13 protein-coding genes are annotated in these 19,398 nt (G+C 68.8%); 3 read left to right on the top strand and 10 right to left on the bottom strand.

All coding sequences use genetic code 11. From position 1 onward, the window contains the following. Window positions 1-6: 6 nt before the first annotated feature. The 5 genes from ACW172_RS00295 to ACW172_RS00275 form a co-directional block, all read right to left on the bottom strand. A complete protein-coding gene (locus ACW172_RS00295; RefSeq protein ID WP_492033207.1) occupies window positions 7-198 on the bottom strand; it encodes a YnbE family lipoprotein in 192 nt (63 codons plus the stop codon). A 70-nt stretch (window positions 199-268) separates the two neighbouring features. Next, window positions 269-3,349: an intermembrane phospholipid transport protein YdbH family protein gene (locus ACW172_RS00290; RefSeq protein ID WP_492033206.1), complete on the bottom strand. Its 3,081-nt coding sequence runs from the start codon at window positions 3,347-3,349 to the stop codon at window positions 269-271. A 52-nt stretch (window positions 3,350-3,401) separates the two neighbouring features. Beyond that, window positions 3,402-5,801, bottom strand: a complete 2,400-nt coding sequence (locus ACW172_RS00285) for a TonB-dependent receptor (RefSeq protein WP_492033205.1) — start codon at window positions 5,799-5,801, stop codon at window positions 3,402-3,404. 46 nt (window positions 5,802-5,847) lie between these two features. Next, window positions 5,848-6,837, bottom strand: a complete 990-nt coding sequence (locus ACW172_RS00280) for a FecR family protein (RefSeq protein ID WP_492033204.1) — start codon at window positions 6,835-6,837, stop codon at window positions 5,848-5,850. A gap of 100 nt (window positions 6,838-6,937) precedes the next feature. Continuing rightward, on the bottom strand, window positions 6,938-7,462 hold the full coding sequence (locus ACW172_RS00275; protein ID WP_492033203.1) for an RNA polymerase sigma factor: 525 nt from the start codon (window positions 7,460-7,462) through the stop codon (window positions 6,938-6,940). Between the two features lie 307 nt (window positions 7,463-7,769). Between ACW172_RS00275 and ACW172_RS00270 the strand changes: the two genes are divergently transcribed. From ACW172_RS00270 to ACW172_RS00260, 3 genes are all read left to right on the top strand, one after another. Then, on the top strand, window positions 7,770-8,690 hold the full coding sequence (locus ACW172_RS00270; RefSeq protein WP_492033202.1) for a glucosamine inositolphosphorylceramide transferase family protein: 921 nt from the start codon (window positions 7,770-7,772) through the stop codon (window positions 8,688-8,690). A gap of 2 nt (window positions 8,691-8,692) precedes the next feature. Continuing rightward, window positions 8,693-9,865: a glycosyltransferase family 4 protein gene (locus ACW172_RS00265; protein WP_492033201.1), complete on the top strand. Its 1,173-nt coding sequence runs from the start codon at window positions 8,693-8,695 to the stop codon at window positions 9,863-9,865. Window positions 9,866-9,972: 107 nt separating this feature from the next. Beyond that, window positions 9,973-10,560: a class I SAM-dependent methyltransferase gene (locus tag ACW172_RS00260; protein WP_492033200.1), complete on the top strand. Its 588-nt coding sequence runs from the start codon at window positions 9,973-9,975 to the stop codon at window positions 10,558-10,560. A 4-nt stretch (window positions 10,561-10,564) separates the two neighbouring features. Here ACW172_RS00260 and ACW172_RS00255 read toward each other — a convergent pair whose 3' ends face one another. The 5 genes from ACW172_RS00255 to ACW172_RS00235 form a co-directional block, all read right to left on the bottom strand. Continuing rightward, window positions 10,565-12,271, bottom strand: a complete 1,707-nt coding sequence (locus tag ACW172_RS00255) for an MFS transporter (protein ID WP_492033199.1) — start codon at window positions 12,269-12,271, stop codon at window positions 10,565-10,567. Window positions 12,272-12,383: 112 nt separating this feature from the next. Continuing rightward, complete coding sequence (locus ACW172_RS00250; protein WP_492035028.1) at window positions 12,384-14,729, bottom strand: glucan 1,4-alpha-glucosidase; 2,346 nt, start codon at window positions 14,727-14,729, stop codon at window positions 12,384-12,386. 83 nt (window positions 14,730-14,812) lie between these two features. Next, window positions 14,813-15,769, bottom strand: coding sequence for an alpha/beta hydrolase (locus ACW172_RS00245; protein WP_492033198.1), 957 nt, complete (start codon window positions 15,767-15,769; stop codon window positions 14,813-14,815). Then, window positions 15,769-17,289: an MFS transporter gene (locus tag ACW172_RS00240; RefSeq protein WP_492033197.1), complete on the bottom strand. Its 1,521-nt coding sequence runs from the start codon at window positions 17,287-17,289 to the stop codon at window positions 15,769-15,771. Before ACW172_RS00240 ends, ACW172_RS00245 begins: the two co-directional genes overlap by 1 nt. Next, on the bottom strand, window positions 17,286-19,361 hold the full coding sequence (locus ACW172_RS00235) for a glycoside hydrolase family 97 protein (RefSeq protein WP_492033196.1): 2,076 nt from the start codon (window positions 19,359-19,361) through the stop codon (window positions 17,286-17,288). The genes ACW172_RS00240 and ACW172_RS00235 overlap by 4 nt, the downstream gene beginning before the upstream one ends. Between the last annotated feature and the right edge of the window lie 37 nt (window positions 19,362-19,398).

The following is a 19,398-nucleotide window of genomic DNA, read 5'->3' as shown; positions in this document are numbered from 1 at the left end:
TTCCCATCAGAACAGGTTGGGGTTCTCTTGAAGGAGCGTCTGCAGCTCCTTGTCGAGACGGATGCGGACGTCGGCGCTGAGCGTGGCGTTGATGGTGATCGGGGCCACTTCCAGACGCACGGTCGGGGTGCAGGCCGAGGCGCCGGCCGCGGCGAGACTGCCGAGGGCCAGTGCGGCGAGGGTCCGCTTTGTGATCATGGTCGCAACTCCGGAATCGATGACGTCCCCCACCTTAACGCGGTGCGGGGTGAATGGCCCCTGAACATTTTCAGGGGGTCGGCGGCGTGGTGGCGGTCGTCTGGCCCTGACGAACGCGGTTGAGCTCGAGCAGATCGCCGATCAGCTGGTTGGCGTTCAGGGTCGTGTCGAGGTTCAGATTGACGCCCGTGCCCGAGGGCAGGGGCAGGGGCTTGTCGAGGAAGCGCCGTTGCAGGACCTGCAGCCAGGTCAGGCGGATATCCTGCTTCTGCGGCGGGTCGTGGCGGCCGTGGATGGCGAAGCGCAGGTTCAGACGGCCGGCGTCGAGGCTGTTGACCACCACGGTCATGTCGTCGAACGCCAGGTTCTCCAGCGCCTGATAGGCCAGATCGGTCATCATGTTCGGCGGCACTTCAGTGTCGGCGTTGGAGGCCTCCATGCCGGTCAGGGCCTCGCGCTGCAGCGACAGCCGGCCGGGCTGGACCGCGTTCAGGACCCCGCCCTGGACGCGGACGCCCTCGGGGCCGGAGGTGAAGGGCAGGCGGCCCGAGACGATGGCGTCCAGCTTGACCTTGTCGTCCAGACCCGCGCCCGAGAAGATGTTGCCGATCTGGACCTTGTCGAGGACCAGGGCGCCGGTGATGGTCTTCGTCCGGTCGAAGGGCACCGACAGGGGCTCGATCCGCACGACGCCGCCGCCGACCTTCAGATCGGCGCCGCCGAGGGTGAAGCGCGTCAGGTCGAGGCCGAACTCCAGCTTCAGGTCGGTCAGGGGGGTGACCGAGGCCAGGCTGTCCAGCGTCAGGGTCTGGTTCGGGGCGGTCGTCAGCGGGACGAGGCTGGTCAGGACGACCTCGCCCTTGAGGCCTTTCGCCGCGCCGACCGGGCTGGTGAAGTCGAGGCCGGGGACGGTGATGACGCCGGAGCTGGTCTGGGTCTCGGGCGTCCAGTCGAAGCGGCCGGTGAAGCGGGCCTGACCGGTGACCGGCGGCTCGACGAAGCCGGCGACGAGGGGGCTGAGGTCCAGCGGCTGCAAGCCCCCTTGCGCGAAGGTCAGCATGCCGGTGTCGATCGTCAGGCCGCCGCTTTCGGTGATCCCATTGTTGTGCAGTTCGATCCGCCCGAGCGGGTTCTTGCCGGAGGCGAGGTCGAAGGTCCCGGTCCATTGCTCTTTCGCGAGGCCGGCGGTCCCGGTCAGGGCGAGCGGATTGAAGCGGCGCGTGGCGGCGGCGTCGCGGACCGTGGCCTGTTCGATCCGGGCCGACAGGGTCAGGTCGCCGCCCTTCGAGCCATCGACGGTCAGGCCGCCCTCGGCGTCGGCGACGCGAGCCTCGAGGAAGGGGGCGGCGGCCGAGACGCCAGCGAAACGACCGCGCACATGCCAGCCGCCGTTGTCGACGGTGACCAGAGGTCCGGCGGGCGGGCAGAGCTGGCCGGCGACGTCGGAGACGTCGTTCTCGCCCAGCTCCAGCAGATGGGCCGTGAAGGCGCTACAGGCCCGGGTGGCGTAGGTCAGGCGGGCGTTGGCCGAGGTCAGGCGGCCGGCCGTGCGCACCGTCAGGCCCTGGGCCAGGCCGAAGTCGAGGGCGGCGCGGGCGTCGAGATCGGCGAAGAAGCCCGCAGGCGTCAGGCTCCAGCGCGGAACGGCGACCGTGGCCTCGGGCAGGCCCTTTCCGCGCGTCGCCGTGACCGACAGGGCCCCGCCGCCCAACTGACCGGGCGCGGCGGCGAAGACGGGTGTGGTGGCCGCCGTCAGGGTCAGGACGCCGCCGTTGGCCGGGGTCAGGCGGACGGGACGGCTGAGACGGGCCTCGGTTCCCGTGGGGCCGACCGTCAGATGCACGGCGGGGGCGGAGACGGCGAAGTCGCCGAGCGCCCGCTTCATCTCCGCCAGCTCGGGAATGTCGTCGGACGCCACCGGGCCGAACAGCGGCCAGGCGCCTTGGGCGGCGGTGGCGGCGATGTCGGCGTTGATCCGCAGGGCGTCGTCGGCGACCAGTTGAAGCGCGGTCGTGGTGCGAACGGTCCGAAGGTCCAGCTCGCCGAAGCGGAAGCGGTCGGCGTTGGCCGCGACCGGTCCGGAGAGAGTGGTGCGGAAGCCTGTGGCGCCGCGCGCGACCTCGGTGCGGGCGCCGTTCGCCGTGGCGTTGAGGCCGTTGACCGTCAGGGTTTCGGTGGACGCCTCGCGCGCGGTCAGGGCGAGGTCGGTCGCGCCGGTAATGCGGAAGGCCTCGATCCACCCTTGGGTCTGGCCGTCGAAGGTCAGGTTCAGGGCGGCGTCGGTCAGGCTGTTCTGGCCGGTCGTGGCCGAGCCGGCGGTCAGGGCGGCCTGAACCCGCGCATGGCCATCGCCGCGCCGGGTCTTGAGGTCGGGGTAGGGCAGGGCCCCGGTCAGGGTCAGACGCAGGTCGCGGCCTCGGCCTGCCGGGCCCGAGACGGCCTCGGCGGCGGAATGGACGGTCACCGCGATCCGGTCGCCCGTGGTGGTCAGATCGACGTCGGCCTGAAGGCCTGTGACCGAGGTCTCGCCGCTTTTCAGCGAGGCCGCCGGCATGCGGGCGACCAGTCGCATCAGCTTGCCATCATTGACCCGGGCGTCGGCGAGGACGGTGACGGCGCCGTAGTCGCTCTGGAGCCGGAGTTGTCCGTGCTCCACCAGGATCAGCGGACCGTGGCTGTCGGGCTTCGGCGGCTGGCCGGTGAACTTTTTGACGAGCGGGTCCAGGGCGCCCATCGAGAATTTGCCGTCACGCCAGCGCGCCGAGAGGACGGGGCGGACGAGGCGGATGCGGCCGGGCGTGACGCCGAAGCCGGTCCGCGACCAAGGGGCGCCGATGGCGTAGTCGACCTCGGCCCGGTCGACCACGAAGTCGGGGTGGGCGGGATCGCCGATGACGATGCGGCCGGTGAATCCGTTCAGTTCAAGGCGCTGGACCTGAACCTGGGCCGGGACGCCCTGCTGTTCCAGCCAGCCGGTCAGGATCTGCTGCGCCGCCGCCCGTCGGTTCAGATAGAGGCCGCCCGCCAGGACGATGACGACGACCACGGCCGCGCCGCCGGACACGAGGGCGATACGGCCCGCCCGGCGTCGCTTCCCGGCTTTCGGCGGGGGCGTGGACGTCGGCGTCTCTGAGGCGATGGGGGAACGCATCACTGCGACTTAGAGCAAATCAAGCCCCGGATCGCCATGCAGAATTTTCAGACTACCAGGGCGCCCAGGTCAGGGTCAGGCCGATGGTCCGGGGACGGAGCGGCGTAGTGGCCAGGGCCTCGGGCAGGCGGAAGGGATCGCCGAAGGAGAAGGTGTTGGCCTCGGTGTCGGCGGGATTGTCCACGAAGGCCGTCGCCGTCCAGTGATCGCCCTCGATCCCGGCGGACAGGCGGCCGGTCACATAGTCGCCCATCCGGTAGCGGCGCGAGGCGTCAAAGGTCAGGCGCGAGGCCCCGACATAGGTCACCACGGCCTCGGAGGCGAATTCCAGGCCCCATCGCAGAGGGCGACGATAGCTGGCGTTCAGATTGGCCGAGATCGCGGGGACACCGGGCAGACCCGCATCGCCCTTGGAGTTGAAGGCCGGGCTGGGCCGGGTGATCGCCGGATCGGCCAGAAGGGCATTGAAGCGCAGGACCAGATCGTCGTTCGGCCGCCAGTTGGTCTCGATCTCCAGTCCCTTGTTCGCCCCGTCACCGACATTGACCGCATAGGCCAGGCCGCTGGGCAGGAACTGGTCGCTCTGAATGTCATTCCAGCGCGAGACGAAGGCGGCGACCCGCGCCTGGACCTGGCCGTCCCACAGCCGGGCCTTGGCCCCGATCTCATAGTTCCACAGGGTGTCGGGTTTGTACTCGCGCGCGGGCTGGCCGACCCGGCCGGTGAACTGCTGCCAGATGGGGCCCGCGGTGTTGAAGCCGCCCGCGCGGTGACCCTGGCTGATCAGGGCGTAGAGGTTCAGGTCGGGGCTGAACCGGTAGTCCAGCCCGAATTTCGGCGACAGGCCCGCGGCGTCACCGTCGCCGATGAAGGGGCGGTGGAAGCCGTAATGATTGACGTCGGAGATCGCGCTGTAGCTGACGCGATAGTAGCGGGCGCCGACGGTGGCGGTCAGGTCGGGTCGGAAGTCCAGCGACAGCTCGCCGTAGACGGCCATTTCATCCAGTTTGTCGACGCGGTCCTCAGTGTAGATCAACTCGACGGGCAGGGGACGCAGCGCCGACAGCGTCGTGGTCGCGGGGGTCTTGCTGGTCGAGAAGAAGCCGCCCGCCAGCCATTTGAACGGGCCGGAATCCGGCGAATGCAGGGTCGCCTCGCCGACCAGAAGATGGATGTTCTTGGCCTCGTCCAGCGCGCCGATCCGGCCGAAGGACCCGAAGGTGATCAGGGCGCTGGAGGCGTCGTAACGGCTGGTGAAATCATGGTCGATCGAGGCCAGGGAGGCGTCAAGCCGGCCCCAGTCGCCCTGGCCGTTGAGGGTGACATAGGATTCCTCGAACTCGTTGCGGTGCGGCTCGCGCACCAGATTGGCCCGCGTCAGGCCGCCCAGGACCCGATAGACATATTGGGTGTCCTCGGTCTTGATCGCCTGACGGACATAGCCGGCGGTCAGGCTCCAGTCCGGATTGAGCCAGGCCCCCACGGCGATCCGCCCGCCGTGCCGCGAGCCGTCGTTCACCCGGTGCAGGTTCAGGTTCACATCGTTGATATAGCCGCCGAAGGACTCCTCGTAGATCGAACCCCGGACCGCCAGCCGGTCCCTGATGAGCGGCAGGTTGGCGGTCGCCGAATAGTCGGTGTTCTGGCCGCCGGAGTGGGTCCAGGAGTTGGTCGCCGACAGCTCCAGCTTCACATCGTCCGGGTCCGGACGATGTGTGACGATCCGGACCACCCCGCCGATCGGTCCGGTGCCGTAGAGGGTGCCCTGGGGGCCGCGCAGCACCTCGACGCGGTCGATGTCGAGCAGCTTCAGATCGGGATCGGGCGCGCTGTAGGTGATGGGGGCGAGGTCGAGATAGATGGCGACCGTCGACTGGGTCAGGCCGGTGAAGGCGCCGTCCGACATGCCGCGCAGCAGGATCTTGTTCCGGCCCGAGCCCAGATTGGTCACCGTCATCCCCGCGACGAGGGAGCTGACGTCGGTCAGGTCGGTGACGTCTGCCAGGCCGATGCGGTCGCCGGACAGGGCGGTCAGGGCCGCCGGCGCCTGCTGGGCCGTGTCGGGGCGGCGCTCGGCGGTCACGACGATGTCGCTGAGCTCGGACGCCTCGTCGGGATACTCGACGGCCGGGGGAGAGGGGCGGCGTGGGGCGGGAGCGGGCGTGGGGGCGACGGCGCGGCGAATGATGACCGCGCCGCCCGCGCCGATCGCCCAGGTGCAGCCGCTGCCGGCCAGGATCCGCCCGAGCGCCGTCTCCAGGCTCATGGCGCCGTGGACGGCCGGGCTCACGCCCCGGCAGGCGCCGACCTCTCCGCCGAGGGAGCGATGGCCTTGCAGGGCGAGGTCGAGAAGGGCGTCGCGCACGCCCTGACGAGGAATGTTGAAGGCGCGCGACTGCTGCGCCTCGACGGGGGTCGCCAGAAGCGTGGTCAGACTGCTGATGGCCAGCATCGACCCGAAGGCCCGGCGAAACCCCGCCCCGAGGCGACGCCGGTGGCTAGCGGGCGTCACCGGTCAGGCGCACATCGGTCGAGGACCGGGTCGCATGGACGGGAACGAAATCCTGGAGTTGCTTCAACATCGTGGCCTCATCGCCCACGCGCAGAGCACCGGTAAAGTGCATAGACCGCGCGGACGCGTCCACTGTAACCGGCTTGCCGAAATAACGCGACAGGTCGTCGGCGACGTCGGAAAGAACGGCGTCGCGATACACCAGCATGCCCTGGCGCCACATCGAGGTCTGATCGGCCGCAACCTGGGAGAGAGTCGGCGACTGCGTCCCGGTCTGGTCGATCTTCTGTCCCGCCACCAGCCTGACGGCGGCGGCCTTGGCCGCGCCGGCCGGGGTCACGGCGACGACGCCGCGCTCGACGCCGACCGAGAAGCGGTCGCCGTGGTTCAGGACGTTGAAGGCCGTGCCCAGCACGCGGACGTTGTGGTCGCCCGCCGTGATGGTGAAGGGGCGGGCGGGATTGTGGGTCACGTCGAAGGCCGCCTCGCCCTCGGACAGGGTCACGGTGCGGGCCTTGCGGTCCATCCGGACGCTGAGGTCCGAATGGCGGTTCATCACGATGCGCGACCCGTCGTCGAGCGTCACGGTCCGGGGCGCGGCGTCCGTATGCCAGGTCTGGACATCGCCGACCCCGTCGATCTGGGGCCACACCCCGACGACCAGGGCGGCGGCCGCCGCCGCGGCGACCGAGGGGAAGAGCCAGACGGGACGGCGGCGGGCCGCGCGGCGGGCAGCGGGACGGACGTCCTCGTCATTGGCGGCGACGGGCAGGACGGTCACCTCGGCGGCGCCGACCGGAACGGCGTCGAGTTCGACCCAGGTGCGCTCGACCGCGTCATAGGCGAAGCGGTGGGAATCGTCCGCCTCGAGCCAGTCCTGGAACGACAGCCAGTCAGACGCGGGCGCATCGACGTCGCTGAGGCGGACGAACCACTCCAGCGCCTGTTCCTCGATTTGCGGTTGCGTCGTGATCATGAAGTCGGAAGCTGTTCGGGCGGGGTTTGAAAGGGCGTCTGATCCCTAGACGTCGCCGAAAGCCTATCACCTTCGTTATAATTTAGCTTGGCCGTAAAATTCATGATTTCACCTTTGCCGAGAGCGTGCGCAGGGCGTCCATCATGTGTTTCTCGACCGAGCTGCGGGACACGCCGAGCCGGACGGCCACCTCGGCGTAGCTGAGCCCCTCGAACTTGTGGAGGGTGAAGACGGTGCGGGTCTTGTCGGGCAGGCGCTCGACGGCGGCGGTCAGCTTCGCGAGGCGCTGGCGGCCGGCGACGACGGCCTCGGCCGAGGGGGCGTCGTCCATGTCCTCGGACACGCCGACGGCGTGGTTGGCCAGACGCCAGGCCGCGTCGCGCGCCACCGACCTCTGACCCGAACGCCAACGGTCCATCATCATGTTGGAGGTCAGGCGATAGAGGAAGGCGCGGGCGTCGCGCACTTCGGTGGCGGGATCCAGCCCCACGACCTTCACATAGAGGTCCTGCAGCAGGTCCTCCACGTCGGCGGACGCGCCGAGGCGCGCCTGGAGGAACCGCCCCAGGGCTTCGCGCTGCTCGAAATAGGCGGCGACCAGAGGGTGCGCGGGCGGCGCGGTCAAAAAGTTGATTTCCTTCCCGTTTCGCCTCGTTTCGACGCAGCGGCGTCGATGGGGTTTAACCTTGCAGGCTTCATGCCGCGCCTGATTTTTTGAGGCAAGGCGTCTCTCGCGTCGTCCGCGACGAACAGGCGGGAGCGCGCGCTCGCGAATTTACGATCTTTTCACTGTATTTCTTGAGGTCGTTCCGACCCGGCGCCGTCCTATCCCTGAGACCGACACAGAGCGGTCGGTTGGGGCCGTGATGTACGATATCTGGCGTTCCGGATTTGTCAGGCGTTCGCTGTCCAGTGTGACGGCGACCGGCGGCGTGCGTTCGGACGAAGTCAGATGGCTGCCGGACTCCGGCCCGTTCCAGTATGTCGCCGACCCGTTCGGGATCGAGCGCGACGGCGTTCTGACCGTCTTCGTCGAGGCCTTCGACTATCGCGTCCGCCGCGGCGAGATCCATTTCTACCAGTACGGCGCCGACAATGGCCTGATCGGGCAGGGCACAGCCCTGATCGAGCCGGTGCACCTGTCCTACCCCTCGCTGATCGAGGACGGCGGCGAGCTCTATATGCTGCCCGAGGGCTACAAGTCCGGCGGCCTGACACTGTACCGCTGCGTGCGCTTCCCCGACCAGTGGGAGCCGGTGAAGCAGATCATGGACGTGCCGGCCATCGACGCGACCGTGGTCAAGCACGGCGACCGCTGGTGGGCCTTCTACAGCCTGCCGGGTCCGGCGGACCGGGCCATGCGCGAGCTGCACGTCGCCTTCGCGGACAGCCTGATGGGCCCCTGGACGCCGCATGCGGCCAATCCGGTACGGGCCGGCTTCGAGGCCTCGCGCCCGGGCGGCACGGCCTTCGTCCACGACGACGCCCTGCACCTGCCGGTGCAGGACTGCTCGACCACCTATGGCGCGGCGATCAACCTGCTGCGTATCGAGACCCTGACGCCCGAGGCCTTCGAGGCGCGGCCGGTCAAGCGGTTCGAGCCGACCGGCCTGCTGGCCGATCACGAGGACGGTTTCCACACCCTGTCGGGGATGGGCGACGTCACGTTCGTGGACGTGAAGCGCATCCTTCAGTCGTCGTCCGAGGGCTGGATCAAGGCCCAGTTCAAGCTGCGTCGCCTGCTGGGGCTGAACAAGCCGCGCGCCGGTCGTCGCACGGGACGCGCCCAAAAAGCCGGGAACATCAATCGGCTACAGGCCGTTTCTATCCCTGAAGCCCGAGTGAGGGGTTGAGTATGCGTATCGCCGTGGTCATGCCGCGAGGCAGTGTGATGGGCCGGGACAAGGCCAACTCCATGGAGACGGTCGCCCGGACCCTGCTGGAGAACAGCCGTCTGAAGGGCTCCGTCCGCGTGATCTGCGACGCCGGCGCCGACGCACCCGCCCTGCCGGACCTGCTGACCGTGCCCGCGGGCCTGAGCAAGACCAAGCGCGCCGACGCCGTCGCCGAACTACTGGCCGGCTTCGACCCCGACTATATCGAGTACCACCAGCAGCTGGAATCCTCGGCCAGCCTGGCGCGCCGCTTCCCGAACAAGATCAACGTCCTGTACCGCCACACCCGGATCAAGGAGCCGAAGAACGCGCTCGACCGCATCCGCTATGGCGCGCGGCTGAAGGCCTTCGACAAGCTGATCTTCGTGTCCGAGGCGGCGGGCCGCGAGTTCGTCGGCGACTATCCGGCCCTGGCGAACCGGGTCGCCTCGGTCTGCAATCCGATCGAGATGGACGCCTGGAAGGCCTGCCCGGACAGCCGCGAGAAGCTGATCCTGTTTTCCGGCCGGGCCATGGAAGAGAAGGGGCTGGAGCCATTCTGCGACGCCCTGGCCGCCGTCCTCGACAAGAACGCCGACTGGCGCGGCGCCCTGATGCTGGGCGACTGGGACAGGCACGCCGAATGGGCGACGCCGCGCATCGAGGCCCTGGCCCGGTTCGGTGACCGCGTCGAGATCCACAAGTCGGCGTCCCTGCCGCAGGTCCAGGCCGTGACCCGTCGCGCCGCCATCGCCGTGACCCCGTCCTTCGTCGCCGAGGCCCTGGGCCTTTCGGCGCTGGAAGCCCACGCCGCCGGCGCCGCCCTGATCTCCTCGGGGCGTGGCGGCCTGCGTGAGGCCAGCGGCGACCACGCCGTCTATGTCGATCCGCCGCAAGCGCCCGGCCTGACCCGCGCCCTGGCCGCCCTGGTCGCCAACGATGACGAGCGCGTCGCCATGGCCCGCGCCGGTCAGGCCTTCGTCGCCGCCGTCCACGCGCCGGCCGTCCGCTCGGCCCAGCTGGACGATCTGCGCGAACGGCTGCTGGTCGAACAGGCCCTGTCGCGCCGTCCGGTCTGGGCGCCGTCGTCGATCCGCCGCCGCGTGTCCGGCGCCCTGCGCGGGCGTCCGTGGACGGTCCAGCCGGCCAACTGAGGCCATCGGTCGCCGGGTCTGGCCTCGCCTGAGGCTTGACCTCGCCCGGCCCGACCCTCACCCCTTGATCGAGGCGACTCGCGTGCGCCTGACGCATGGAGGCCGCCTTGGGCGCTGGAACCTTCTTCACCCGCCTGTTCCTCGGCGAGGCCGGCGTGACGCGGCGCAAGACCGCGCGGGCCAAGCGCATCCTCCAGTTGCCGGACCGCAAGCTGCTGGCCGAGGCCTATCTGCCCGCCATGGCGGCGGAAGGCGGCCGCATCCTCTGGGTCGGCTGCCGGGCCTATACCGCCGACGACTATGCGGTGCTGGAGGGCGGCGGGGCCGAGGTCTGGACGACCGACATCGATCCCGAGGCCGCGCGCTGGGGCGTGCTGGGCCGCCACCGGACGGGCGACGTCTGCATCATCGACAAGATTTTCCCGGACATGACCTTCGACGCCATCAGCTGTAACGGCGTGCTGGGCTATGGCGTCGACACGCCCGAGCAGCAGCGTCAGGCCCTGGTCGCCATGGCCGCCATCCTGCGCCAGGGCGGGCGGCTGCTGCTGGGCTGGAACACCGACAAGATCGACGATCCGGTCGCGGCGGGCCTGACCTCACCCGAGTTCGCCCTGACCCCTTACGCCGGGCAGGAGAGCCGGGTGCGCTTCGATGAGGTCACCCACGTCTACGACGCCCTGATCCGGACCTGACGCCTCAGGCGTGAATATCCACGTCCTTGCCTTCCTTGACGAAGAGGAAGCCGACGACCGCCGTGATCACCGCGATGACGATCGGATACCAGAGGCCGTGATAGATATTGCCTGAGGCCGCCACCATGGCGAAAGCCGTGGTCGGCAGGAAGCCGCCGAACCAGCCGTTGCCGATGTGATAGGGCAGGGACATCGACGTGTAGCGGATATTGGTCGGGAACATCTCCACCAGCGCCGCCGCGATCGGCCCGTAGACCATGGTCACATAGAAAACGAGGGCGAACAGGATGGCCACGGTCAGCGGCCTGTTGACCAGGGCGCTGTCGGCCTTGGCGGGATAGCCGGCGGTCTTGAGAGCGGCGCCGAGTTCGGTTTCGAAGGCCTTCTTCCGGGTGGCGAACTCGGTCCGGGTGATCGATCCGGCAACGGGGGTCGTCAACTGGTCTTCCATGATGAAGGCGCGGAAACTGGAAATCGTCGCCGATCCGATGCGGACCTGAGCCACGGTACCGGCGGGGGCGACTGCGTTCTCATAGGTCACGCCAGCCTTGGCCAGATAGTTCTTCGCCATGTCGCAGGCGCTGTTGAACTTCTTCTTGCCGATGGGGTCGAACTGGAAGGAGCAGTCGGCGGGGTCGGCGTAGACGGTCACCGGCGCCGAGGCCGTCGCCGCCGCCAGACGCGGGTTGGCCGCTCCGGTCAGGGCGTGGAACAGCGGGAAATAGGTCAGGGCCGCGATCAGGCAGCCGGCGAGGATGACGGGCTTGCGGCCCACCTTGTCCGAGACCCAGCCCCAGAAGACGAAGAAGGGCGTGGCCAGCAGCAGGGCGACGGCCATCAGGGTGTTGGCCAGGGCGCCGTCGACCTTGAGGATCTTCTCGAGGAAGAACAGGGCGTAGAACTGGCCCGTGTACCAGACCACGGCCTGACCGGCGGCGAGGCCGAACAGGGCCAGGATGACCAGCTTGAGGTTGGGCCATTTGCCGAAGGAGTCCTTCAGCGGAGTGGTCGAGCCCTTGCCCTCGGCCTTCATGCGTTTGAAGGCGGGGCTCTCGGCCAGCTTCAGCCGGATCCACAGGGACACGCCCAGCATCAGGATCGAGACGAGGAAGGGGATGCGCCAGCCCCAGGCGGCGAAGGCCTCCTCGCCGATCGACAGACGCACGCCGAGGATGACGACGAGGCTGATCATCAGGCCGGCGGTCGCGGTGATCTGGATGAAGGAGGTGTAGAAGCCGCGCTTTCCGTTCGGCGCATGCTCGGCGACATAGGTAGCCGCACCGCCGTACTCCCCGCCCAGCGCCAGCCCCTGCACCAGCCGCATCAGCACCAGAATGACCGGCGCCGCGACCCCGATGGCCGCATAGGAGGGCAACAGCCCGACCACGAAAGTCGACAGACCCATCAGCAGCATGGTGACGAGGAAGGTGTTCTTGCGCCCCCACAGATCCCCCAGCCGCCCGAAGACGATGGCCCCGAACGGCCTGACCGCGAACCCGGCCGCGAAGGCCAGAAGGGCGAAGATATAGCCGGTGGTCTCGTTCACGCCCGAGAAGAACTGGGTCGTGATGATCGCGGCGAGGGAACCGTAGAGGTAGAAGTCGTACCACTCGATCACCGTCCCGACGGACGAGGCGAGGATGACCAGCCTGTCGTTGCGGTCGACCGTGTGTTCGGCGCCGCTCGCAGTTCCATCGGTGTCAGTCGTCATCGTTCCTGCCCCTCATGCCGTCTGCGCGGCGTCGTTGAGGGCAGGATGGCATGCGAACGGCGGTCCGTCAGTCCGATTCTGAAGAGTCGATTCTGGCGGACCGCCTTCGGGCCTATTTGCCGTAGCGGTCGGCGACGGGGGCGTAGCGATCCCAGACGGCGCGGTCGGCGAGCGAGCGCAGCAGCTTGATGTATTCGGCGTGCGACCAGGCGAGCGGGGTCGCCGAGTCGGTGCCGACGCCGGTCTCGTAGTTGGCGGGCTTCACGCCGACGCCGTCCCAGACCTGTTCGGACAGCAGCAGGCCGTCGTTGGCGAAGCGCTCCATGCCCCGGACATAGGTCTGGCGGATGGCGGTCAGGTCGGGGTTGGCGCCCGCCTGAAGGGCGCGGGCCAGTTCATAGTGGCCGCGTTCGCCGGTGAAGATCGGCCAGACCCGGCCGCGCTGGCCGGGCGCCATGACGCCGCCGATGCCGTAGTTGGCGCCGTTGGTCGTGTCCTCGCCATAGCCGTCGATGCCGTAGCGCCGCCAGCCGGGGGTGGTGTCGCCGGCGGGACCGAAGTCGTAGCGGACGCGGGTCAGGTCCGGCCGCGTCTGGTCGTCGTATTCGGGCAGGGTGGCGAGGATGTGCGGGTCGTTGGCCGAACGGACGCCGTAGCGGACCAGCTCGAGGAAGCCGCCGTCGACGACGTGGTCCTGGGCCTGACCGGGTTGGCCGTTGTTGTCGCCCATTTTCGCGTGGCTGTTCGGATCCTCGGTCTTGGACAGGCGCAGGAAGTAGTCGCCGTCGCCCAGGGCGCCGTTGGTGGTGAACATCCGCGCATCGGCCTTCTTCGAATAGTCGTCGGCGGCGGCGAGGTAGCGGGTCGCCGAGGCGGTGTCGTTCGAGGCTTTGGCGATGTCGGCAGCGACGGTCAGGCCCGCGATGACGGCGGCGGTGGTCGAGGGCGAGAAGCCGTCCTGCTCCTCCCAGCGCTCCTGCTGGGTATAGGGCGGGGTCACCGTGCGGTCGTTCCACAGGATGCCGATCTTGCCGCCGGTGACCAGGAAGTCGGCGGCGGGCTTGATCATCCGGCCGTACATGGTCCGGAGCTCGGCGTCGGAGACGAGGCCGGCCTTCCACAGACGCCAGCCCAGCATGATCGGCATGGCGGTCTGGTCCAGCTGGACGCCGACCCATTCGACCTCGCCGTCGACGTGGGTCTTCTGCAGGAACCAGCCGGTGGCGCCCGTATTGCCGGGGGTGTCGGCGCGGACCTGGACCTGGGGCAGGTAGCGGAAGGCGGCGACGGGGGTCTGCGTATCGCCGAGTGCGAGGAGCGCCATGGCCACCTGATAGAAGTCGCGCGGCCAGACGGCCTTGTAGCCGGTCGAGGACTGGGTCGCATCGACCGTGTCGCCCCAGGGGTTGGACAGCGACGCGATCAGGGCGCCGGCGTGGGTGCGGTCCTCCTGCACCTTCAGCATCAGGGCCGAGGCATAGGCCAGCTTTCCGCCGTCCTCGGACTGGGCCGCGATCCGCGGCAGGTCGGTCAGGGAGCCGATCCAGTCCTCCCAGCCCGTGCGGTCGCCCGTGCCGTTGAAGCGGGCGAGGACCTCGTCGAGGCCGGTGGAGAAGCTGCCGTCGGCGGCGGCCTCGGCGGCGGCCTTCGAGGCGCCGAAGCCGATGACGAAGTCACGGGTCAGGCTCTGGCCCGCCGCGATGGTCGGCAGGGCGCCGGTCAGGACGACCGCCCCGGCGGTGTCGCCGGTGGAGGCGTAGGCGTGCGTCAGGCGGCCGTTGGCCTTGATGTCTGTCAGGCCGTCGGATGAACCGAGGAAGCCCGCGCTGGCCGTCTCGAACGGGGCGCTGGGGCGCAGGGCCAGATGGACGTCGCCTTCATGGGCGTAGAGGCCGTTGGCCGAAGCTTCCGCGAAGTCGCCGCCGCCCGTGTTGGCCATATGGGGTTCGAGAATGGCGTAGGGGGTGACGGCGGCGCCGGTCGCCTTGATCGTCACGCGCAGGACCAGGGCGTTGCGGTCCGGGTCGGTGAAGATGCGCTTCTCGATCTCGTAGCGTCCGGCCTTGTCGGTGGTGACCACGCGATAGGCGGGCGACAGGGGGCGGCCGTGGGCGTCCGTGTCGAGGTATTCGGTGTGTTCGGTGGTGTCGGTCCCTTCCAACGAAAGGCCGGCGTCGGAGGCCACGGCGAAGCGCAGGGACTTGATCTGGGCCTCGTGGATCAGGCCGTACATGGTCTCGGTCAGGACGCCGTCGGCGATCGAGAACCAGACGCGCGACACGGCGCCGGTCGGACCGCCGTCCCTGTACTGGCCGTCGACATAGGCCTCGTAGGACGCGCCGACGCCGGTTTTGGCCGCGCTGGACCAGGTCGTCGCCGCGCCGGGCGCGCCGGGGGCGACGCCTTCGGTCTGGATGGTCGGGGCGGCAGGCGAGGCTTCGACGGCGGCGCTCGGCATCGAGGCGCAGGCGCCCGTGGCGAGCAGGGCGGCGATACCGGCGGAGGCGGCGAGTTTCTGGATCAGGGTCATGGTCGGGGCACTCACGATGCAGTCGAGGGGGCGGTCGCCGCGGGGGTCGGCGACAGAAGGAATTTCAGGGGGACGTCCAGACGGGCGTTCCAGGATGTCTCATTGTGCTGGGCGCCGGGGAAGACGAGGGTCTCGAACTGGTTCGGGCCATAGCCGCGTGCGCGGAAGGTCTCGTCGACCTTGACCTGGAAGGCGGCGTAGAAGGCGTCGAGGGTCTCGTCGCCGTGGTCGAAGTAGAAGCGGCGGCCCATGGCCGGGTCGGGCAGGCCGGCGGAGATGACCCCGGTCCAGGCCGCGACCAGCCGCTCGCGCCAGGTGGCCAGGGGCGCGCCTTCCTCGAGCCCGACCACCTTCAGCGGCCAGTGGGTCGACAGGCAGGCGCAGGCGCCGAAGACGTCGGGGCGCTTCATCACGCTGTAGAGCGACATCAGCCCGCCCATGCTGGAGCCGGACATGCTGGTGTCGGCCGGGCCGGTCAGGGTGCGGTAGGTCCGGTCGATGAAGGGCTTCAGCTCATCGGTCAGGAAGGTCAGGTAGCCGTCCGATAGGGAGGGGCCGCCATAGATGTTCTGGATGTCGCCACGCATGTCGTCGGGCAGGGCCGCGATCAGATCGGCGGGCACGTATTCGCGCAGCCGCAGCGGCGTGTTCCAGACCCCGACCACGATCGGCGCCCGGACCTGACCGGCCGCGATCAGCCGGCCCAGATGCTCGTCCACGCCCCATTCGCCAGAATAGGCCTTGGACGCATCGAACAGGTTCTGGCCGTCGTGCATGTAGAGGACGGGGTAGCGGGTGTCGGACGCATCGTAGCCGGGCGGGAGCCAGACGGTGACGTTGCGCGTCGCGGCATGGGCGGAGGCCATGTCCGGATGCTCGACCAGACGGCCGATGGTGGGGACGTCGGCCATGGCGCGGCCTGCGAAGGGCAGGGCTGCGAACAGGGTCAGGAGGGTGCGGCGGTCCATCAGGCTTTCGTCTCCTTGACCCGCATGGCCGCGGCCGCGGCGATGAAGAAGGACACTCCGCCGATGACCAGGGCCCAGATGGCCTGGGCGTCGAAGAAGGTCTTCAGGATCAGGCCCAGAAGGGTCGCGGCGATCAGCTGGGGCACGACGATGAAGATGTTGAAGATCCCCATGTAGACGCCCATTTTCCGGCCCGGCACCGCCCCCGAGAGGATGGCGTAGGGCATGGAGACGATCGAGGCCCAGGCGAAGCCGACGCCGATCATCGGCAGCCACAGCAGATGCGGGTCGCGGATCAGGAAGATGCCGATCAGACCCAGACCGCCGAGCGCGAGGTTCAGGGCGTGGGCGCCGCGCCGGCCGATCCGCCTGGCGATCACCGGGATCAGGAAGGCCGCGAGCGCCGCGACGCCGTTATAGATTCCCATCAGGACACCGACCCAGTCCGCACCCTCGCCATAGGCGTGAGAGGTGGGGGAGGTCGCGCCGAAGTGGACCGCGGTGACCGCCGGGGTGGTGTAGATCCACATGGCGAACAGGGCGAACCAGCTGAAGAACTGGACCACGGCCAGATCGCGCATGGTGGCGGGCATGCGGAAGATGTCGTCGACGATCTCCGACAGGCTGTTGGACGCCTTCATGCGGTGCATGAGGCCGACGATGATCTGGAGCAGGCCGAAGACGGCGAAGCCGCCGAAGAGGATGTAGACCTCCTTCTCGATGTCCCAGGCCGCCACGGCCGCGACGCCGACGAAGCCGACGGCGAGCCAGATCAGGCCGCCCAGCACCCAGGCGCGGACCGAGCGGGCCGGGGCTTGCTGCGTTTCCGTCTCCTCGATCTTGCCCGCCAGCTCGAAGGCGGCGATCTGTTCGGGGCTGTATTCGCGGGTGCTGATCACGGTCCAGAGGACGGCGGCGAGAAGCGAGGCCGCGCCGACGTAGAAGGCGATGCGGACGCTGTCCGGCACCACGCCCTCGGGCGCGACCGAGGCGACTTGGAAGACGTGCGACAGAACCCACGGCAGGACCGAGGCGAAGACCGCGCCGGCGCCGATGAAGACGCTCTGCATCGCATAGCCGGCGGTGCGCTGGTCCTCGTTCAGATTGTCGCCGACGAAGGCCCGGAAGGGCTCCATGGTGATGTTGATCGAGGCGTCCATGACCCACAGCATCAGGGCCGCGAACCACAGGCTGGGCGAGTTGGGCATGGCGACGAGCGCCAGCGTCGTCAGCAGGGCGCCGGCGAGGAAGTAGGGCCGACGCCGTCCGAAGCGGTTCCAGGTCCGGTCGCTGAGGTGACCGATCAGGGGCTGGATCAACAGGCCCGTCATGGGCGCGGCGATCCAGAGGATGGCCAGGCTGTCGACCTCGGCGCCCAGGGTCTGGAATATCCGGCTGGTGTTGACGTTCTGCAGCCCGAAACCGATCTGGATGCCGAAGAAGCCGACGCACATGTTGACGATGGCCAGCGGCGTCAGCCGCGGGCGCATCGAGAGCAGGCCTGTTGTGGTTGTGGTCATGCGCGGCGTCCCGGGCGGCCCAGCGGCACGAAGCGGATCGCCTGACCGCCGCCGGGCGCGAGGGCCAGGGTCAGGGTGTCGGCCGAGGTGACTTCGCGCTGCTCGATGATGATGTCCTCGCGCTTGCCCTTGTAGTCCGCGTTCGGGCCGTCGCGATAGATTTCGGCGCGGTAGCGGCGGCCGTCGTCGAGGAAGTCGAGCGACGCGGTCAGGACGCGCGGGTTCTCGTCGGTGATGGCGCCCAGGGCCCAGACGTCGGAGTTGCGATCCTTGCGGGCGATGGTGATGAAGTCGCCGACCTCGCCGTTCAGGACCCGGGTCTCATGCCAGTCGCAGGGCACGTCCTTGATGAACTGGAACGGGCCGGGGTTGGCCTCGTAGTTGACCAGCAGGTCGGCGGCCATCTGGATCGGGCTGTAGATGACGACATAGAGGGCCAGCTGCTTGGCCCAGGTCGTCTGGACGCCGCCGGGGCTGCGCGTCTCCATGCCGAAGATGCCGGGGGTGTAGTCCATCGGTCCGGCCAGCAGGCGGGTGAAGACCAGATTGGGCTCGTGCTCGGGCGGGTTTCCGGGGTTGCCCCAGGCCGCATATTCCATGCCCCGCGCGCCTTCGCGGGAGATCATGTTCGGATAGGTGCGGCGCAGGCCGGTGTCCTTGAACGGCTCGTGGGCGTTGACCGCGACCTTGTGCCGGGCGCCGGTCTCGACGACACGCAGATGGTGCTGGGCCATCGCCTGGCTCTCGTGCCAGGCCATGACCATCGAGCCGTCCGGCGCGGCGACGCGGGCGCCTTGCGCGTCCGCCACATAGCCGGTCTTGACCGAATGGACGCCCAGCCGCTCGTACAGGGCCATGGCCGGCTCGAGCTGCTGTTCATAGTGGAAGGCGTTGCCGCCGGTCTCGTGGTGACCGATCAGCTGGACGCCCTTCGAACGGGCGTGGGCGCAGACGGCCTCGATGCCGAAATCGGGATAGGCCTCGGTGAAGCTGAAGTCCGAGCCGTTGGCGAACCACTGGCCGTCCCAGCCCTTGTTCCAGCCCTCGACCAGCACGCCGCCGAGGCCGTGCTTGGCGGCGAAGTCGATGTGTTTGATGGTGTTCTCGGTGGTCGCGCCGTGCTTGGGACCGGCGTTCCAGGTCTTGAGCTCGAGGTGCATTTCCCACCAGACGCCGACGTATTTCATCGGCTTGAACCAGCTGACGTCGCCCAGCTTGTTGGGCTCGTTGAGGTTCAGGATCAGGCTGGAGTCGACCAGACCCGCGGCGGTGTCCGAGATCTGCAGCGTGCGCCACGGCGTGTTGAACGGCGCCTCGCGCACCACGGCGGCGTTGGTCAGGCCGGGGGTCAGCTGGGCGCGGAACTTCGTGGCCTCCGAGCGGCGCAGGTTCATCCCGGCATAGTCGACGCAGGCGGCCTCGTGGATCGAGACGTGCAGGCCGGACTGGCCCTTGACCGTGATCGGGGTCTGGCAGGAGCCGACCTCGTCGATGGCGGTGCGGTCGTAGAGATATTCCTCGCGGTTCCACTCCCAGGCCGGGATCCACCAGGCCGTGCCGTTTTCGGCGAGGTTGAACTCGGTCAGCTCGGAACCGATGCGGACCGTCTTCAGGCCCGACTGTTCGGGGACCTCATAGCGGAAGCCCAGACCGTCGTCGTACAGGCGGAAGACCACGTCGACACGGCGGGCGAGGGCGCCCGTCTCGGTGAAGCTGGTGCGGAACTCGTTGTAGTGATTGCGGATGAAGCGGCGCTCGCCCCAGGGCTGCTCCCAGGTCTCATCGAAGGTCACCGGCTCGGCCGCCGTCAGCTTCAGGCCGCGCTCGATGGCGGGGGCGTCGGTCAGGAGGAAGCCGAGCTTGGACGCCGTCACGACCGGACGGCCCTGACGGATCACCGAATACATCGGACGGCCGTCGTTGTCGGTGGTGACCTCGACCGTCAGCATGCCGCCGGGCGAGGAGGCGCGCGCGACATTGGCCGAGGTCTGGGCGCGGGCGGGGCGCGACGTCAGGGCCGTGACGCCCGCGGCGGCTGCCGAAAGGGCCAGAAACGAACGGCGTTGCATCATGACGAAGCTTCCTTGTTACGAGGACTTGCCAGACGGC

The sequence above is a fragment of the Brevundimonas sp. ALps5 genome (assembly GCF_058681645.1).
The sequence above is the reverse complement of the archived record's forward strand: the minus strand, read 5'-3'. Positions and strand labels throughout refer to the sequence as shown.